This window comes from Microbulbifer regidiadema (SeqCode) (genome assembly GCF_052466995.1).
On record NZ_CP174297.1, the window covers coordinates 1,948,291 to 1,966,086 of the forward strand.

Genomic DNA, 17,796 nt, shown 5'->3' on the forward strand with positions numbered 1-17,796 from the left:
TGGGGCATGTATAACATGCCCCATGTCAATAATCGTGTTACAGCAAACTTTTGCTGACCACCTCAAATAAATCCTTGGACAATTCCCCCGAGTCAGAAACCCTTTGTAGCGCGCCTCTCATTTTTTCAGCCAAATCTCCGGAATATTTCTTCCAGCGTGTAATGGGTATCACTAGCCTTGCCGCTATTTGTGGATTGAGCTTATCCAAAGCGAGAACTTGATCGGCAACAAATTCAAATCCACTGCCATCACTCTTATGGAACTGTTTAAAGTTTCGATTGGCAAATCCACCGATAACAGATCTCACTTTATTAGGATTTTTCATCTCAAAAGCGGGATGCTGCATAAGTGCAATAATATTCTCCAACGTACCGCGCTTGGGGCTGCAACTCTGCTGGCTCAACCACAGCTCAACCACTTGCGTATCAGACTCCCAGCGCTGATAAAATTGGCTGATCGAATCCTCAGCCAATCTATCCTCCCCATAATTAATAATAACAGCAAGAGCGGCTGCGCTATCAGTCATATTCGCGGCCACTTCAAACTGACTCTTTGCCAATTCCAGGGCTTCTTCAGTCTCAGTTACACACATATAAGACAGACAGGTATTTTTAAGGCGCCGCTGAGCAATATCTATAGCATTGGGGCTGTAGGGTTTGCTTAGATTCAGCTCCAAATAACGCTTGCGGAACTCTGCAAATAACTCAACTGCAATGGCCTTACGCACAAACTCTCGAGCGACAATAATTGCTTCGGCATCGACAGCAACAGACTCCTCCGCAACAAATTGCTCACTTGGCAACTGCAAGATTTCCGCAACTAATGCCGGATCGAGGTCCGTATCCTGTAGAACCTCACGGTAGGCATTGATTAAGCTGGGCTGAACTTTCAGCGCTTCACCTTTACGGAAAGCCGCCTGAAGATCGCACAAAGCATTGAGTGCCAAACGCTGGCTTGCATCCCAGCGATTAAAGGTATCAGCATCCTTCCGCATTAAGAATAGAAGCTGCTCATTACTATAGTTGTAACGAACTTTTACCGGGGCAGAAAAGCCTCTCAGCAAGGAGGGCAAAGGTTTCTCTGCAAGTCCGCTAAATTCAAATACCTGCTCTGTCTCTTTAAGCTGCAAGACAATTTCAGTATCCCCCTGCTCATTGAGTGCTAAATCTGTACCATCATTCCCCAGCAGCCCCACTCTGACTGGGATATGGAACGGCAGCTTCTCAGTTTGTCCCGGAGAGGGTAAGCAGGATTGGCGAATAGTCAGCCTATAGATACCTTCAGATTGATCGAAGCTATCTGTCACATCAAGAACCGGTGTACCCGCCTGACTGTACCAACGGCGGAATTGCTGTAGATCAACCTGATTAGCATCCTCCATGGCCTTGACAAAATCTTCACAAGTTACCGCACAGCCATCGTGACGCTCAAAGTAGAGATCGCTGCCTTTACGGAATCCCTCAGCCCCCAATAGGGTATGAATCATCCTGACAACTTCTGCACCCTTTTCATATATCGTCAGAGTGTAGAAATTTGAAATTTCTATATAGGAGTCCGGTCTGATCGGGTGGGCCATAGGGCCGGCATCTTCAGCAAATTGGGTAGTGCGTAATAGCGACACATCCTCAATGCGCTTGACCGCCCGGGAGTTAAGATCTGCGGAAAACTCCGCATCGCGAAATACAGTGAACCCCTCTTTCAGACTTAGCTGAAACCAGTCACGACAAGTGACCCGATTGCCAGACCAGTTGTGAAAGTACTCATGCCCCACAATAGATTCGATTCTCTGAAAAGCAGTATCCGTTGCGGTCTCCGGGCTAGCGAGCACACAGGCTGAATTGAAGATATTTAACCCTTTATTTTCCATAGCCCCCATATTGAAGTGATCAACCGCAACCACCATAAAAATGTCGAGGTCATACTCCCTTCCGTAAACCTCTTCATCCCAGCGCATCGCATTCTTAAGAGAGCGCATAGCGTGATCGCACTTGCCAATATTCTTTGCTTCCGTAAAGATCTGTAACTTTACGTTGCGTCCTGAGGCGGTTGTAAAGCTATCTTCAACCTGCTCCAAGTCCCCGGCCACCAGTGCAAAAAGATAGGCCGGCTTGGCAAAGGGATCTTCCCAGGTGACAAATTGGCGACCATCCTCACTCCTGCCCCGTTCAATTTCGTTGCCATTAGACAGCAATACCGGATGGTCCATCGGGGCTACAATCGTAGTTGTAAATTTGGACATAACATCTGGTCTATCGGGGTAGAAAGTGATTTTTCTAAACCCTTCAGCTTCACATTGGGTGCAATACATATCATTAGAGAGATATAGTCCCTCCAGTGAAGTATTGTCCTCTGGATTAATACGGTTCTGAATTTCCAGAAGAAATTCCGCCTTGCTGACAGGGATCGATAGCCCCTCGGGCAAAACTTGGTAATCTTCCGCAGAAAGCGGCACCCCATCCACAGCAACAGAGAGCAATTCCAATTCAACGCCATCGAGCACTAGCGGGGGCAAACCTGCACCCGCTTGCGGATTCCTGCGTATACTTAAGCGAGACTTTACCAGCGTCGCCTTTGGCTCCAGCTCAAAATGTAACTTGGTAGTATCCACCAGGTAATCTGGTACTTGATAATCTTTGAGGTAAATGGTCTTTGGCTGGCTATCTTTCATTATTGAAACATCCTCAGTCATTCTGTGCCTCTGTAGGGCAGTATGAATTCAATTGTTTGAACTGACACTGTCAGCTCCCAGGTTAATGCGACTTGCTACTGGATCAGAGAGACAGAATACACTGCACTGGAGATGCACTGCGAATACCCCCTGTAAGCTCGCACTCGGCAGCCATACGGCCCCGAGTGCAGGGTGCTTTCCTTCCGCCTTTTAGTATCACCCGGCTAAAAACTGGACTATAGCTGGCCTACACAATTGGCGCTACGCATAAGGGCCAAGGGGCCTCTGGCATATCTATTTCCGCCAGACAGGCAAGGTAACATATACGACCAAAAGCTATTACAGCAAACTCGACAATAGAGCATAGCTATACCAGGTTGGGTGAGCCCTTCTTCGCAGAAGTACAAATTACTCACTATTCACCCTCAGCAGAAGCTTTGAGCGAGCCACTGATAACCGGCAATCAGTATTATTTATCCAGTCTGATAAACTCGACTCTAAGCGATCTTATGGGGCCTCAACTTGGCCGAGAAAGCTTTTCACGAAGAACAATAGATGTAAATTCAAGCTAGCCTCCCACGGGAGTTCTGAGGTTCAGTGTGCGCAAACTCCGTATCAGTATAATGTCTCTGGCTTGCTTATTAGCCGTTCTTATTGCTGCCAGCTGGTGGAAAAAAGATATTGTTATCTCTCAGCTGGTCAATCTCTTCTCCGGTGAGGTCGTTATTCAAGAGCTGACGGGCTTGCGATTGGGCTTCAAACAGGTTTCCATTGAGGAAGTGCGCCTAAAATCCACTGTCAACAGCAACCTACTCCTTGAAGGCGTAACCATTGTATATCCTTTCCATATTATTTATGACCGAGACAACACTCAAAAAGTTGAGCTTTCCATACAAAAGCTAACTCGAAGTATGGACGTTGCAGAGACTTCAAACGAAAGCTCTGCGGATAAACAGCGCCGGGTAAATAATGCAACAAAAAATGTGGGACTATCGTTAAATGCTCTAAACCAAAATTTAACTCGCTTTTTGCCCGGTAAAGTATCAGTTAGGGAGGTCGTGTTCGATGGTCTATTGACCGCAGGCCCCCTGAGCATAGTGCGCAATAATGTCAACATTTACGCTCAAAGCCCTTTCCAACACCCCCAGCTTGGCGAGCTGAACTTAGATTTTCAGGCCGATTTAACCCCATCTGTCATTAAGCTAAATCCAAGAATACTATCGAGCGCTTCAAGAGTTCTGTCTGAAGCCAATATAACACTTAATAAAAAATCGACAGATACATGGGCCATCAATAGTAAAGTCGTATCAGACCTGGAAACGCTAGCCCCGTTTATAGACATCATTAATGCCCAAAACAATAGTAAGTCTAAGCTAACAGCATTTGGTCAAGTGCTAGCAACCGCCACCATGGCCGTACCCGACAACCTGCTGTCGACCCCAAACTACCGCGATATTAGTATTCAAGTTAGCGGACGCGAGTTAAAGGCTTCAACTTCTTACCCACCACTAAAGTCCGAGATAGAAGCCCGTCTATCCACAGACAAGCCTATTGAAATATATGCTAAAACCCTATTTCCATTTAAAGCTCAATCTATCAAAGGCAATGGCCAGCTCGAAATATTCTTAAGAGAAAATGGGGCCAATAGTAGCCCGCTAATTGATATAAAATTTGACTCAAGCACACCGGGAGCAAGCCCCGAACTGGCAATCGAAGGCATCCTCTATCTCAACACTGCAAACACCGTACTTCACTCACCGGAATTTCTCAGACACTTTCCAGCCCTACCGCTAAACATCACGAAAGGGAAAGTCGCATTCCAGGGGCATCTTCAATCGAGCTCGCTTAGCAGTATATCCACCCCAAGGTTAAATCGCTTTCGTCTAGATTTGACATCGAGTGAAACACTTTATCTGGATATTTCACTACCTATATCGCAAGAAGATTCACTACTGCACACTACCGGTTTACACCACAGCCGGGCTCAAGTAAATATTACAGAAGCCATCTCTATCACCGGCGATCTAACTGATTCAAGTCGCAGAGAGATTAAAGTTAGCAAAGGGGCTATAACTGGAAAAATAGAGGCTATTAACACGGAGTCTTCGGCCTTAATAACCGCTAGCGATATCCAGTGCCGCCACGCCAATACCACCAGCTGCCATTTTGAACTAGAGACAAGAGTCCCCAGGTTTATTGATCACACCAAAGAATTAACCGCTACCAATCTTTACTCAAGCGCCAAGGTGCAAATCCTAAGCGATCGTGTAGATAGGAATTTAAAGTTAGAAAACATCAAACTATCTGCCGGGAAAATAGATACTTCGACATTAGAGGTTAGCGATATTACCTTGGAAGCACCATCGGCATACTGTGAAATAGCAGGGCCTCTGACTTGTACCATCCGCACAATAAACAGTCAGCTCGGAACTGTTACTTCAGAACAAGCTTCCCTCTCTGGGACGCTTAACTTTATCGACAGCAAGGTTGCGCTCAACAATGAATCAATAAGCTTCGACAGCGCCTTTGAAACAAGCCACTTAGAGCTAGAGACTCCAGAAAAATACTCTGTTAGCGCTGCGGCCAAAGGCAAATTATCCCTGCAAAACAACCAGCTAGTCAGTCACAGTCAAATTATGGCTGGCCCAGTGGAAATTGAGCTGAACGGCCATTACGACCTGTTAACCTCTTCAGGGAAACTAAAGCTCTCAATTCCCGACGTCACTTTCAATACTGGCAAAACGCTGAGCGAAACGCTTCAGGGCCTCCCTGCCGACATAGTATCTGGCACTCTATCCGCCGGTGGCTCTTTGTCATTCCCCCCCCAGTCTGGGGATAATTTTTACATTAACCTGTTAGATATCGCCGTCATTTATAAAGAGAGTTTTGCCACGGGGATTGTGGGCAAGCTAGAGATAGAAAACAAAGATGGGCACTGGATCACACCAGTGCCCTCTCCCCTATCAATAGCATCCATTAATGCGGGATTACCGCTGGAAAAAATTCAGCTATCGCTACAACTAGATAAACAAAAGGATATTACTCTACAGCAATTTTCTGCTGATTTTTTGCGCGGCAGGGTCACTTCAGAGGCTCTTGTTTGGAATCTCAATCAAGAAAGCCGAAAAAGTACCTTGAGCGCTCAGGGGGTTTCTCTAGAGGCTTTGACTGAAGTAACCCATTCAGAGAATTTTGCAGCCAGCGGACATATCGATCTGACAATCCCCCTGGTGACGGGTGCGGAAGGTATCACCGTAGAGGCGGGCCATCTGCGCGGCGAAGCTCCAGGTGGTCAACTGCGTTACTACGGGGCCTTTTCTCCCCAGATGCTGGCAAGTAACCCACAGCTTAAATTGATAGCCAATGCGCTGGAAGATTATGAGTTCCGCACCCTCGAAGGCAGAGTAGACTACCCCGCCAGTGGGGACCTCCAGCTACAGCTCAAGCTGGTAGGGCGCAGCGATGCCATTGATTCCGACCGGGACCTGGTCATCAACCTTAATCTCGAAAACAATATCCCAGATATGCTGCGCTCACTTCAGGCCAGTCGTGACTTAACCAAAACACTAGAAAAGCAACTGGACCAATAGGTCTGGTGTGGAGTAGCCTTTATTTGCATATATATCCCTACCTGGTTCATCACCGGTTAAGGTTGACCCAATAGAATACTTGTGTCTGCCGCCATCCACTCTCTGGATGAACCAGGCTGGTAACGTAGATTAAAGGACTTCTGATTGCTCTATGCTGCCCCAGAGAGCCGCTATAGGCCCGCAGAGAGATTATGGGGTTAATCAGAGGCTTCTTGATACCCGGGTTCCAAAAAGTAAAAGGGTACCAAAGAGGTACTGTGAGGAGTGTCAAATGAAAGCCAGCCGACTGGTTCCTATAGGGCTGCTATACGCTATGGTTGCTACAGGGTGTACACCTACCGTAGCGGTAAAAGCGCCCAGCGAACCAATTACAGTAAACCTGAATGTAAAAATCGAGCACGAGATTCGGGTCAAGGTCGATAAAGACCTGGACAGCCTATTTGAAGACAAAGAAGGGATTTTCTGAGGAAGCGAGATATGAAGACATTAATCAACGTCTTTTTGACACTGAGCCTGGTCATCGCCCTTCCGGCAATGGCAATTTCCCTGAATGAAGCCAAAAATAAAGGGCTGGTTGGGGAGGCCAATAGTGGCTATATAGCGATTGTAGGTACCAGCTCACCAGAGTTGAAAAAGCTGGTTAAGGAAGTAAATACCAAGCGAAAAGCCGCTTACACCCGAATTGCTGAGCGCAATAAAATTGATATTGCCCAAGTGGCTACACGTGCAGCAGAAAAGCTGGAGGCCCGCCTGTCCCCTGGGGAGTACTACCAGAATAACCGGGGACGCTGGGTGCGAAAATAAGCAGCCCTCTTGCCGGAATCTAGGCTGAACAAAGCTAAATAACAAAACCCCGCAACCAGAAACTGGCTGCGGGGTTTTGTGGAGAGAAAACACTATAAGCCGCCAAACAGGGATTGACCGTCGAGCCCTTGCTTCTCCATTACTTCTCTTAACCGCTTGAGCGCATCCACCTGTATCTGTCTTACCCGCTCCCTGGTGAGGCCGATTTCCCGCCCCACTTCTTCCAGGGTGCTCGCTTCAAAACCACGTAAACCAAACCGCCTGGACACCACCTCGCACTGCTTATCGGGAAGTTCTCCCAACCAGCGGTTGATACTGTCAAACAGGTCACTGTCCTGGAGCAACTCTGCGGGATCGGACTCCTGCTGATCGGGAATGGTATCTACCAGGGTCTTCTCAGAGGAGGGCCCTATGGGGGTATCCACTGAGGTAACCCGCTCGTTGAGTCCGAGCATCCGCTCAACATCTTCGACCGGCTTCTCCAGCAGGTTGGCTATCTCTTCTGCCGAGGGCTCGTGATCCAGCTTCTGGGCCAATTCTCGCGAAGCGCGCAGATAGACATTCAGCTCCTTCACTACATGGATAGGCAGGCGGATAGTTCGGGTCTGGTTCATAATAGCCCGCTCTATCGTCTGACGTATCCACCAGGTAGCGTAGGTGGAAAAGCGAAAGCCTCGCTCTGGATCAAACTTCTCGACTGCTCGAATCAGGCCCAGATTGCCCTCCTCGATCAGGTCCAGCAGCGCCAGGCCTCGACTGACGTAGCGACGAGCAATCTTTACTACCAGGCGAAGATTGCTCTCGATCATTCGTTTTCGCGCCGCAGCATCTCCGCGCAGTGCCTTGCGCGCGTAATACACCTCTTCTTCTGCGGTCAACAGGGGGGAGAATCCGATTTCATTGAGATAGAGCTGAGTAGCGTCGAGATTTTTCTGCAAATGGCCATCGCCATCCAATCTGCAAACCCTACTTTTCTCTGCCTGGGAGGGTGCGGAAGTCTTTTTTGCTGTAGATTTCCGCTTGCGACTAACACCTGCTTCAGTTGAACCTAATTTCTGCTCATCATTTTCAACGTCTAACTCAGGAGGAAAGTCTTCTGCCTGGCCAGTCATAGACTGGTCTTGCCGTTGTGCTTCCATTTCCCCTGCTCCTTGTACTTTGCCAATTTCAGCCGCACGGCATACCCGAACACCGATAACACAACAATCAACGCCTCAGGTATGTGGCGACAGCCACTGAATCGGCTGACCCTGGGATGGCCACGATTACAGTGACTACCTCAAGTGGTATAGTTAAAAGTCCATTTTTATTTGCAGAGCTCCGCTGCCGCCGTGAACTTACGGTAAGTAGGCAAGAGGGTCTACTGGCTGACCGTTTTTACGAATCTCAAAGTGAAGCTTATCGCGGTCGGTACCACTAGAACCCAACTCCGCTATCCTTTGCCCCGCTTTTACCCTGCTGCCCTCCTTTACAAGCAACCGGTGATTGTGTGCATAGGCACTAAGGTAAACCTCATTGTGCTTGACGATCAGCAGCTTTCCATAACCTCTCAAGGCGCTTCCTGCGTAGATCACGGTGCCATCAGCCGCTGCCAGTACAGCCTCTCCCTTTTCTCCCGCGATATCAACTCCCTTGCGCAAGGGGTCTCCAGAGCGAAAGTGACTAATTACTTTCCCCTTGGCGGGCCAGCGCCAGCGAACCGACCCCTTCTGGCTGGATGATGCCGTTTGGCGTTTAACCTTAGGTGTTAAAGATTTTTTAGCAGTGGTCGTTTGTGTCGCTGCCGGCTTCGCCTTCGCAACTGGCGCTTTTTGCTTCTTGGCTGCACTGGTAACACTCTTGCTTGGCGCGGAGCCTGACAGCCTGATTCTCTGCCCCGGATAAATTTTATAGGGAGAGGGAATGCCATTTATCGCCGCCAGCTGGCGAAAATTCTTGCCGTAACGCCAAGCGATAGCATAGAGGGTATCCCCCTTGCTCACCGTGTGGTGGGTAATCTTGATGCCGGGGGGTTGGCGCAGGGAGCTTGATGGGGCCTTGTGGCTGGAACAGGAGGAAAGGGCCTGCATCAGTATGAGCAAGCCTAATATTTTAAACAGCCTCCACAAGCCATGACCCGTTTTAGAGAGCTTGTTCCGCCAATATTGGCGCTCAGAAGCTTGTAAGAAATGACATTTCATTATTCTCTTTTTACATCAGATCACGGCATTTATGGAAAAAGTGTCTAAAGAAAATCTCCAAAAATCCATGTAATCGCTTGATAAAAAGCTGCCATACCGAGATTTTCCAGACCTTATTGCTGTGTGGCGCAAGGCTTTTCTCTATGTCCCCTGCCAAAGAAGTCTACAGCGAGAACCAGGAGTATTGCCACTAGCGCTGCGCCGATAGCGCTGCCCAGATGCGCATTATCACCAGTTTGCTCCAAAAAAGTTAGCGGAGAAGTATTGGATAACAGGGGTGCCAACTTGCTGGAGGCCTCGATTTCCCCTGACGCCGGCAGCTTCCAGGGCCAGATAATCTTTAAGCTCCCGAGCAGAACCCCGGCCAGAAATGCCAGCGTTCGGGCCATATAGTTGCGCATCAACCAGGACAACAAGCGGCTAAAAAGCATCAACCCTATTGCCGCCCCTGCGGCAAAGCACAGCAGGTTTGCGATTTGCAAATTGTGAACTGCGGCCAAAACCTTGGGGTAGATACCGATAAGGAGCAGCAGGAAAGCACCGGAAATCCCCGGCAGGGCCATGGCGCATATGGCCAAAGCACCCGATAAAAACAGCGTTAGGGGGGTTGCCGGTATCTCTGAAGGTCGCATCTCACTCACGGTCACTGCAAGCGCGATACCCAGCACTAGAAATACCAGTACCGATGGCGACCACCGGGGAATATTTCTCACAATGGGAACAATTGAAGCGAGAACCAAACCGAAAAAGAAAGACCACACAACAATGGGATAATTTTGCAGTAAACCGCTAATCAGGTGGGCCAAGCTAAAAACGCTCAACAATACCCCGAGGAAAAGAGAGAGTAGAAAGCTCCCATTGATATAGCGCCAAGTGGATTGAAACCCCTCCTTCCGCCACACTGTAATACAGTGCGGGCCAATTCTACTGAGGGAGTCCAGAAGCTCCTGGTAAATGCCGGTAATAAAGGCAATAGTTCCCCCGGAAACACCGGGCACCACATCCGCAGCCCCCATCGCCATTCCCCGCAGTACCACCCCCGGGTAACGACTTTTTAGAACCTCAGAAAATTTCATCGAACCACACCACTGAGCAAAGGCACAAAGCGCACCGCTTCCAATTTTTCCACATCAAACTTATTACTGTCCTCACGGCGCGTCACCATCGTCAGGTATTGCTGCTCAGCACCCACCGGAATTACCAGAACCCCATTGGGAGCCAGCTGCTCTCGCAGCTCATCGGGAATCATTGCCGGTGCTGCGGCAGCCAGGATTGCATCGTAAGGCCCCTCTTCCTTCCAACCAAAACCCCCACTGCTGAGTTTGTACTCTATATTGCTGTAACCCAGCTCCCCCAAACGCTGACGAGCTGTTTGCAATAGGGGTTGGACACGCTCAACGGAATAAAGTTGTTCCACCAAACGGGCGAGAATGGCTGTCTGATAACCCGAACCGGTACCCACTTCTAAAACTCGCTGTAAAGACTTGGCTCTACTCAGCAAAAGCTCCGTCATACGGGCGACAATATAGGGCTGGGAAATAGTCTGGCCATACCCTATGGGCAGGGCAGTATCTTCGTAGGCTCGAATAGCTAAGGCTTCATCCAAAAAAAGGTGTCGAGGGGTGGATGCCATTACATCCAGTACTTCCTCGTTGGCAATCCCCTCTTCCCGCAAACGCTGGATCAAGCGGTTGCGGGTTCGCTGGGAAGTCATTCCCAGGCCTTCTTGTCTCAAGCGATCCATATTCTTTTTCTTGTCCATGGTTTGTACAACAGCGCCAGTTATCTAAGGAGCCTCTGACTTACAGAGCGGTTCACAAGCAAGGCGCGGCTTCGCAGGAATATCCAGACCTTTCAAGAAGTCGCAACGCGGAGTGTGAATCGCTCTGCAAGCCCCGTAGAGGTATTACGGAGTTGTTCAAAGGCTCCTTAACTTTATGTGCGCTGTTTAACATTGACCAGCTGCGCTATCTCCCGTAGCAAAGCTGTCGCAAAAGTACCCGGGGGCAAGGCAAACTCAACGATTAAATGATCACCTTCCCATTCATAGCGAAACGCCTCCGGGGATAAAATCATGGCCCGTCGCTCCTGACTGAGCCCGCAGTGCTCCAGCCAATTGCACCAGGGCTGCCACGGAGACAACACCTGTGTCTCCAGTTCCCCCTGGGCATCTGTAGCCAGGTTTCTACCCCGCCCCCACAGAGGTCCGGTGGGGTAATCTTCCGGTTCGCCGGCAAGAGGGCCCTGCCAGGTTCCAGCGTTGACGCGTTCAGCGAGAACCTGATTGAACAGCCAGCTGCGAGCAGCGGACATGGCAAAAGCTTTTTCACTCTTGCGACAACGGCCGTCCTCTTCAGCGAGATTTTTCACCAGGCTCAGATTGTTACCATCAATTCCAAAGCGCTGCTCACCGAAGTAATTGGGCACCCCTTCAGGAATCCGCTGAAGCACTTCCTCAGCTTTGTCCCTGTCACCTTCTACATTGCGCAGGCGAATCTTAAAGCGGTTCCCCATATGTTCGCCGCGACGCAGCTTGCGCGGTCCACGAAATGTTTGCAGCAGCGAAATCTCATCGCTGTTAATTTGCGACCAGTCTGCTTCAGGCTTTTGCCCTAGCCATACGCTGAACCACTGAGTAGTCACTGCGTGCCGGTCTTTTAAACCATAAAAACTGACATCGCGGCTCTGCACCCCGGCCAATTTCGCCAGTTCCTTAGCGACCCAGGCAGTATTTGCCCCTCGCTTTTTAATCAGAAAATAAACGTGCTCACCGCTATTATCAGCCGGTGGCATAGCCAATTCATCGACAATAAAATCTTCCGGCTCAGTGCGGAAATCGCCAGAGATTACCGCACCCCCAAGCGCTCGGGGCCAATCCAGATTCCAAACTTCAGACATCTTTGCGCTCTAATAAAACAATCGCTTGCGCGGCGATACCCTCACCGCGACCAGTAAATCCAAGCTTTTCTGTGGTGGTGGCTTTGACACTGACCGCATCGCAATCAACACCACAGTCAGCGGCAATATTGGCTCGCATTCCATCGATATGCGGAGCCATCTTGGGCGCCTGGGCAATCAGGGTCATGTCCGCATTCACCAGGCGATACCCTTTGCTATCGATTAAGCCAACGACATGGCGAAGCAGTTTTCTGCTATCGGCGCCGGCAAATTGCTCGTCGTTATCGGGAAAGTGCTTACCGATATCTCCCAGGGCCAAAGCCCCCAGTAGGGCATCTGCGAGGGCGTGCAATAAAACATCCCCGTCAGAATGGGCTACCAGACCCTGCCCATGGGGGATTTGTACTCCGCCGAGCACTACATGATCGCCGGGGCCAAATGCGTGTACATCAAAGCCCTGGCCTATTCGAAAACTCACTATCGCTTATCCTCAGTGGGGGAGTAGCGCAGACGTAAAATCGTTTCTGCAATTATGATATCGGCGGGGTGCGTCACTTTAATATTGTCACTATCACCCGCAACCAATTGCGGTGAATGGCCAAAAAGTTCCAGGGCACTGGCCTCGTCGGTAACAATCCCGCCCTGCTCCAGAGCCTTGCCGAGGCAGGCGTGCAGAGTACTGAGAGGCGCCCGCTGCGGGGTTTGCGCCAGCCAAATAGTTTCCCGGTCAACGGTCTCTTGCACACAGGCTACGCCATCAACCGGGTGACTGCGTTTTAATGTGTCACTGGCGGGGCGTGCCAAAAGCGCCATCGGCGACACTTCTTCATCGAGCAGAGCGCAGATATCGCGCTCAGACACACAGGGCCGTGCCGCATCGTGAACTAAAACCGGAGTATCACCACTTTCGCGCTCCGCGAGGAAATCCAGTGCCGACAGGACCGAATCCGCCCTCTCTGCGCCACCGGTCACCGTGTGTAGCAGGGGGTGACTCGCTTCTTTCAGGTGGGAGAAGTAACTGTCCTGCGCAGAAATCGATACGACCACACCGGCCAAACCCGGCCAGCCGAGAATATTTTTTAACGTCAGGGATAGCAGTGGTCGTCCGAGCAGCGGCAGGTACTGTTTGGGACGGTCGGCCCCCATACGTTTGCCCACACCGGCAGCGGGTACAATGACCCAATAATCCTTAATCAATTTTCAGCCTCTTCCTTATCCAGGAAGATAAACAGTGTTTCCCCTTCCTTGATCAGTCCCAAGTCATAACGGGCTTTGGCTTCCACACCATCGGTGCCAACTTTCAAACTGCGAACTTCCCTAAACAGTTGACGATTTTCCCGCACCAGCGCGATATTTTTTTCTTGCTGTTGGGCTAATTGATGCTTGAGACGGGTAACTTCGGCGAGACTACCTTCACCAACCCAAAGTCGATACTGGGTGGCGAGGAGCATAGTGGTGAGTATTGCCAGCAGCCATTTCATACGAGATTACGATATTTCGCTTGTTCGTATTAATAGTACTACAAAGAGGGGCTGGCCCCTCCTTGTAGTGCTTGCACGCTAATTCAAATAATGGATTACTTGAATTCAGCGCGGCCGCGATAAGGCGCGGAACCATTCAGTTCGGCTTCGATGCGCAGCAGGCGGTTGTACTTGGCTACGCGGTCAGAGCGGCAGAGGGAGCCGGTCTTGATTTGACCTGCGGCAGTAGCAACTGCCAGATCTGCGATAGTGGTGTCTTCAGTCTCACCGGAGCGGTGGGAGATCACAGCGGTATAGCCGGCATCTTTAGCCATTTTGATCGCGTCCAGAGTCTCGGACAGGGAGCCGATCTGGTTGAACTTGATCAAGATAGAGTTACCGACACCTTTTTCGATACCTTCTTTCAGGATTTTGGTGTTGGTTACGAACAGGTCGTCACCTACCAGCTGTACTTTGTCACCAATCTTGTCGGTGAGAATTTTCCAGCCGTCCCAATCGCTCTCGTCCATACCGTCTTCGATAGACAGGATCGGGTAGTTGGCGGACAGCTCGGCCAGATAGCTGGCAAAACCTTCGCTATCGAACTGCTTGCCTTCGCCAGACAGGTCGTACTTGTCATCTTTGTAGAACTCGGAAGAAGCGCAGTCCAGAGCCAGGGTAATGTCATCACCCAGGGTGTAACCGGCCTTTTCTACCGCCTCGGCAATCACTTTCAGTGCCGCTTCGTTGGAGGGCAGGTTCGGAGCGAAGCCACCTTCATCGCCAACCGCAGTGTTCAGGCTGTTGCTGGACAGTACTTTTTTCAGCGCGTGGAAAATTTCAGCACCCTGGCGCAGAGCTTCGGCAAAAGACTCAGCTTTAACCGGCTGTACCATAAATTCCTGGATATCCACATTGTTATCGGCGTGCTCGCCACCATTGAGGATATTCATCATTGGCACCGGCATGGAGTACTCGCCCGGAGTGCCGTTTACCTCAGCAATGTGCTGGTACAGTGGGATTTTTTTGGAAGCGGCAGCTGCTTTAGCGGCGGCCAGGGAAACGGCCAAAATAGCGTTGGCGCCCAGATTGGCTTTGTTTTCAGTGCCGTCGGCATCGATCATCGCCTTGTCCAGGGCGCGCTGATCGGTAGCGTCCATACCTTTGAGCAGGTCGGCGATAGTGGTATTGATATTTTCAACCGCTTTCAGGACACCCTTGCCCAGGTAACGGCTTTTATCGCCATCGCGAAGTTCCAGCGCTTCACGAGAGCCAGTAGAGGCACCGGAGGGCGCGCAGGCAGAGCCAATAGATCCATCCTCCAGAATCACATCGGCCTCAACGGTTGGGTTACCGCGAGAATCCAGTACTTCAAAGGCTTTAACAGCGACAATCTTGCTCATTTACAATGGGCTCCGTATTGGTACTTACTGAAAGTAGGTAATTGGTCAATCAGACGTTATGCACTTTTTTCTACCGCGCTCAGTTAAATCACTGAGGGGGAAAGTGCCGCGCGCCCAGTCAGGGCGCGCAAAGGTCTCTCTTTTTTATTTCGTATCCAGCGGCTCAAAACCTTTGATCAGGTCATCTACCGCTTTCATTTGCGCCAGGAACGGCTCCAGCTTTTCCAGGGGCAGTGCACTGGGGCCATCACACAGCGCCTTGTCTGGATTCGGGTGCGCTTCCAGGAACAGGCCGGCAATGCCGATCGCCAAACCTGCGCGGCCCAGCTCAGTAACCTGTGCACGGCGGCCACCAGAGGCTGCACCGGAGGGATCGCGCATTTGCAGTGAATGGGTGACATCAAAAATCAGCGGCGCACCGCCGGAGGCATTGATCATGGTGCTAAAGCCCAGCATATCGACAACCAGGTTGTCGTAGCCAAAGCAGGCTCCGCGCTCACACAAAAGAATCTTTTCGTTGCCGCACTCAGCAAATTTCTCCACCACATTTTTTACTTGCGGCGGGCTCATAAACTGGGGCTTTTTGACGTTGATCACTGCGCCCGTCGCCGCCATAGCAGCGACCAGATCAGTCTGGCGGGCCAGGAAGGCCGGCAGCTGAATAATATCCACGACCTCGGCAACCGGAGCGGCCTGGTGTATTTCGTGGACATCGGTAATCAGGGGAACCTTAAAAGTGTCTTTGATTTCCTGAAAAATCTTCAGGCCTTCTTCCATTCCCGGTCCGCGATAGGAATTGATGGAAGAGCGATTAGCCTTGTCAAAAGACGCTTTAAAAATATAGGGAATACCCAGTTTTTCGGTGACTGTCACATAGTGCTCGGCCACCTGCATCGCCAGGTCGCGGGACTCCAGTACATTCATACCGCCAAACAGCACAAAAGGCTTATCGTTGGCGACCTGGACATTTCCGACTTCAATTGTTTTCACAGCTTACTCCCTGTTATCTCCGCCTCAACTAACTTAGAGCTGAGGCGGAATTATTTTTTAGCCCTGGTTTTCACGCTGCTTCATTGCGGCGGCAACAAAGCTTTCGAACAGCGGGTGGCCGTCGCGCGGCGTTGACGTAAATTCCGGGTGGAACTGACAGGCAACGAACCAGGGGTGGTTCGGCAATTCAACCATTTCTACCAGGGTATCGTCTGCTGACCAGCCGCCAATTTTCAAACCGGCTTGTTGCAGGCGATCAACGTAGTTGTTGTTCACTTCGTAGCGGTGGCGGTGGCGCTCTACAATGACGTCTGCGCCGTAGATATCGCGAGCCTTGGTGTCTTTCGCCAAGCGACACTCCTGGCCGCCCAAGCGCATGGTGCCACCCAGGTCGGACTGCTCGTCGCGCTTCTCGATATTGCCTTCGCTATCGATCCACTCAGTAATCAGGCCGATAACAGGGTGCGGGGTTTTAGTATTGAATTCAGTACTGTTGGCACCTTCGAGGCCGAGCACATTGCGCGCGAACTCGATAACCACAGACTGTAAACCGAGGCAAATGCCCAGGTAAGGAATATTGTTTTCGCGAGCGTAACGAACAGATTCAAGCTTGCCCTCTAAACCGCGCTCACCAAATCCACCGGGAACCAGGATTGCATCGGCATCCTTGATCAGGTCAATGCCGTTCTCACCTTCAACGTCTTCAGCGTTGATAAAGTCGATATCCACTTTGCAGCGATGCTTGATACCCGCATGGGTCAGGGACTCGATCAGGGACTTATAGGCATCCAGCAACTCCATGTATTTGCCAACCATGGCAATTTTCACTTCGTGCTGAGGATTCAGCTTGCCATCGACCACTTCATCCCACTCGGACAAATCGGGCGCCTGGCATTCCAGCTGCAGTTTTTCCACAACGATATCGTCGAGGCCGTAACTGTGCAGAAGACGCGGTACGCCGTAGATGGTCTTGGCATCGGGCAGCGGTACAACAGCGCGCTCTTCAACATTGGTGAACAGTGCGATCTTGCGGCGGGAGTCCTCATCGATCTCACGCTCGGAACGGCACAGCAGGATATCCGGCTGCAAGCCGATAGAACGCAACTCTTTAACAGAGTGCTGAGTCGGCTTGGTCTTGGTTTCACCAGCAGTGGCAAGGAAAGGCACATAGCTCAGGTGGATCAACAGGGCGCGGTTGGTGCCCATTTCCACACGCAGCTGACGCACAGATTCCAGGAACGGTTGGGATTCGATATCACCTACGGTGCCACCGATTTCAACAATAGCGACGTCGACATCGCGGCCACCTTCTACAACGCGGCGTTTGATTTCGTCGGTAATATGGGGGATCACCTGTACGGTGCCACCCAGGTAGTCACCACGACGCTCTTTGCGCAGTACGGTCTCGTACACGCGGCCGGTGGTGAAGTTGTTACGCTTGGACATCCGGGTACGGATAAAGCGTTCGTAGTGACCCAGATCCAGGTCAGTCTCGGCACCATCCTCGGTGACATACACCTCGCCGTGCTGGAAGGGACTCATGGTACCCGGGTCTACGTTGATGTAGGGGTCCAGTTTGAGGATGGTAACCTTGAGGCCACGGGCCTCGAGAATGGCGGCCAGAGAGGCGGAGGCGATACCTTTCCCCAACGAGGAAACCACGCCACCAGTTACAAAAATATAGCGCGTCATGCAAAACCTTGGTCAGTTGAGCGCTCGATGAATGTCGAGCTTACAGGGCTGGCCCGGGCGGATAATCCAGCTTCTCCCGGTGCCTTTGAGACGGGGCGCCAGGGTAGCAGA

Annotated in this window: 15 protein-coding genes; 3 read left to right on the forward strand and 12 right to left on the reverse strand. The window is 50.8% G+C overall.

The features are described from left to right. Positions 1-37: 37 nt before the first annotated feature. Positions 38-2,668 carry an aminopeptidase N gene (pepN, locus tag ACJJIK_RS08480; RefSeq protein WP_444945048.1) on the reverse strand — a complete coding sequence of 877 codons (2,631 nt, stop codon included), beginning with the start codon at positions 2,666-2,668 and terminating at the stop codon, positions 38-40. Positions 2,669-3,267: 599 nt separating this feature from the next. Here pepN and ACJJIK_RS08485 point away from each other — a divergent pair. The 3 genes from ACJJIK_RS08485 to ACJJIK_RS08495 all read left to right on the forward strand — a co-directional run bounded on the left by ACJJIK_RS08485 (position 3,268) and on the right by ACJJIK_RS08495 (position 7,062). Next, positions 3,268-6,258, forward strand: coding sequence for an intermembrane phospholipid transport protein YdbH family protein (locus ACJJIK_RS08485; protein ID WP_444944748.1), 2,991 nt, complete (start codon positions 3,268-3,270; stop codon positions 6,256-6,258). A gap of 271 nt (positions 6,259-6,529) precedes the next feature. Next, the gene (locus ACJJIK_RS08490; RefSeq protein ID WP_444930225.1) at positions 6,530-6,724 is read left to right on the forward strand and encodes a YnbE family lipoprotein; all 195 of its coding nucleotides are present in this window, start codon (positions 6,530-6,532) and stop codon (positions 6,722-6,724) included. Positions 6,725-6,735: 11 nt separating this feature from the next. Further along, positions 6,736-7,062 carry a YdbL family protein gene (locus ACJJIK_RS08495; protein ID WP_444930224.1) on the forward strand — a complete coding sequence of 109 codons (327 nt, stop codon included), beginning with the start codon at positions 6,736-6,738 and terminating at the stop codon, positions 7,060-7,062. A gap of 92 nt (positions 7,063-7,154) precedes the next feature. Here the strand turns inward: ACJJIK_RS08495 and rpoS are convergent, their stop codons facing one another. From rpoS to ACJJIK_RS08550, 11 genes are all read right to left on the reverse strand, one after another. After that, positions 7,155-8,201 carry an RNA polymerase sigma factor RpoS gene (gene rpoS / locus ACJJIK_RS08500; RefSeq protein ID WP_444930223.1) on the reverse strand — a complete coding sequence of 349 codons (1,047 nt, stop codon included), beginning with the start codon at positions 8,199-8,201 and terminating at the stop codon, positions 7,155-7,157. Positions 8,202-8,399: 198 nt separating this feature from the next. Then, positions 8,400-9,131 (reverse strand): peptidoglycan DD-metalloendopeptidase family protein, encoded by a 732-nt coding sequence (locus ACJJIK_RS08505; RefSeq protein WP_444944749.1) that lies wholly within the window; start codon positions 9,129-9,131, stop codon positions 8,400-8,402. A 224-nt stretch (positions 9,132-9,355) separates the two neighbouring features. Continuing rightward, complete coding sequence (locus ACJJIK_RS08510; protein ID WP_444930221.1) at positions 9,356-10,318, reverse strand: DUF368 domain-containing protein; 963 nt, start codon at positions 10,316-10,318, stop codon at positions 9,356-9,358. After that, the gene (locus ACJJIK_RS08515; protein ID WP_444944750.1) at positions 10,315-10,986 is read right to left on the reverse strand and encodes a protein-L-isoaspartate(D-aspartate) O-methyltransferase; all 672 of its coding nucleotides are present in this window, start codon (positions 10,984-10,986) and stop codon (positions 10,315-10,317) included. Before ACJJIK_RS08515 ends, ACJJIK_RS08510 begins: the two co-directional genes overlap by 4 nt. A gap of 191 nt (positions 10,987-11,177) precedes the next feature. After that, entirely contained in the window at positions 11,178-12,140 is a 963-nt protein-coding gene (gene truD / locus ACJJIK_RS08520) for a tRNA pseudouridine(13) synthase TruD (protein ID WP_444944751.1), read from the reverse strand. Continuing rightward, on the reverse strand, positions 12,133-12,618 hold the full coding sequence (gene ispF, locus ACJJIK_RS08525; RefSeq protein ID WP_444944752.1) for a 2-C-methyl-D-erythritol 2,4-cyclodiphosphate synthase: 486 nt from the start codon (positions 12,616-12,618) through the stop codon (positions 12,133-12,135). The genes truD and ispF overlap by 8 nt, the downstream gene beginning before the upstream one ends. Further along, positions 12,618-13,337 (reverse strand): 2-C-methyl-D-erythritol 4-phosphate cytidylyltransferase, encoded by a 720-nt coding sequence (gene ispD, locus ACJJIK_RS08530; RefSeq protein WP_444944753.1) that lies wholly within the window; start codon positions 13,335-13,337, stop codon positions 12,618-12,620. Before ispD ends, ispF begins: the two co-directional genes overlap by 1 nt. Next, positions 13,334-13,621, reverse strand: coding sequence for a septum formation initiator family protein (locus ACJJIK_RS08535; protein ID WP_444944754.1), 288 nt, complete (start codon positions 13,619-13,621; stop codon positions 13,334-13,336). The genes ispD and ACJJIK_RS08535 overlap by 4 nt, the downstream gene beginning before the upstream one ends. 95 nt (positions 13,622-13,716) lie before the next feature. Further along, positions 13,717-15,003, reverse strand: a complete 1,287-nt coding sequence (eno, locus tag ACJJIK_RS08540) for a phosphopyruvate hydratase (protein WP_444930215.1) — start codon at positions 15,001-15,003, stop codon at positions 13,717-13,719. Positions 15,004-15,147: 144 nt separating this feature from the next. Then, complete coding sequence (kdsA, locus tag ACJJIK_RS08545; RefSeq protein ID WP_444944755.1) at positions 15,148-15,993, reverse strand: 3-deoxy-8-phosphooctulonate synthase; 846 nt, start codon at positions 15,991-15,993, stop codon at positions 15,148-15,150. A 57-nt stretch (positions 15,994-16,050) separates the two neighbouring features. Further along, positions 16,051-17,685 carry a CTP synthase gene (locus tag ACJJIK_RS08550; protein ID WP_252085084.1) on the reverse strand — a complete coding sequence of 545 codons (1,635 nt, stop codon included), beginning with the start codon at positions 17,683-17,685 and terminating at the stop codon, positions 16,051-16,053. Positions 17,686-17,796 lie beyond the last annotated feature (111 nt).

Excerpts from the sequence above, each read along its gene's own strand:
- pepN (WP_444945048.1), bottom strand. The coding sequence starts at position 2,668 with ATGAAAGATAGCCAGCCAAAGACCATTTACCTCAAAGATTATCAAGTA.
- ACJJIK_RS08490 (WP_444930225.1), top strand. The coding sequence starts at position 6,530 with ATGAAAGCCAGCCGACTGGTTCCTATAGGGCTGCTATACGCTATGGTT.
- ACJJIK_RS08495 (WP_444930224.1), top strand. The coding sequence starts at position 6,736 with ATGAAGACATTAATCAACGTCTTTTTGACACTGAGCCTGGTCATCGCC.
- rpoS (WP_444930223.1), bottom strand. The coding sequence starts at position 8,201 with ATGGAAGCACAACGGCAAGACCAGTCTATGACTGGCCAGGCAGAAGAC.
- ACJJIK_RS08505 (WP_444944749.1), bottom strand. The coding sequence starts at position 9,131 with ATGCAGGCCCTTTCCTCCTGTTCCAGCCACAAGGCCCCATCAAGCTCC.
- ACJJIK_RS08510 (WP_444930221.1), bottom strand. The coding sequence starts at position 10,318 with ATGAAATTTTCTGAGGTTCTAAAAAGTCGTTACCCGGGGGTGGTACTG.
- ACJJIK_RS08515 (WP_444944750.1), bottom strand. The coding sequence starts at position 10,986 with ATGGATCGCTTGAGACAAGAAGGCCTGGGAATGACTTCCCAGCGAACC.
- truD (WP_444944751.1), bottom strand. The coding sequence starts at position 12,140 with ATGTCTGAAGTTTGGAATCTGGATTGGCCCCGAGCGCTTGGGGGTGCG.
- ACJJIK_RS08535 (WP_444944754.1), bottom strand. The coding sequence starts at position 13,621 with ATGAAATGGCTGCTGGCAATACTCACCACTATGCTCCTCGCCACCCAG.
- eno (WP_444930215.1), bottom strand. The coding sequence starts at position 15,003 with ATGAGCAAGATTGTCGCTGTTAAAGCCTTTGAAGTACTGGATTCTCGC.
- ACJJIK_RS08550 (WP_252085084.1), bottom strand. The coding sequence starts at position 17,685 with ATGACGCGCTATATTTTTGTAACTGGTGGCGTGGTTTCCTCGTTGGGG.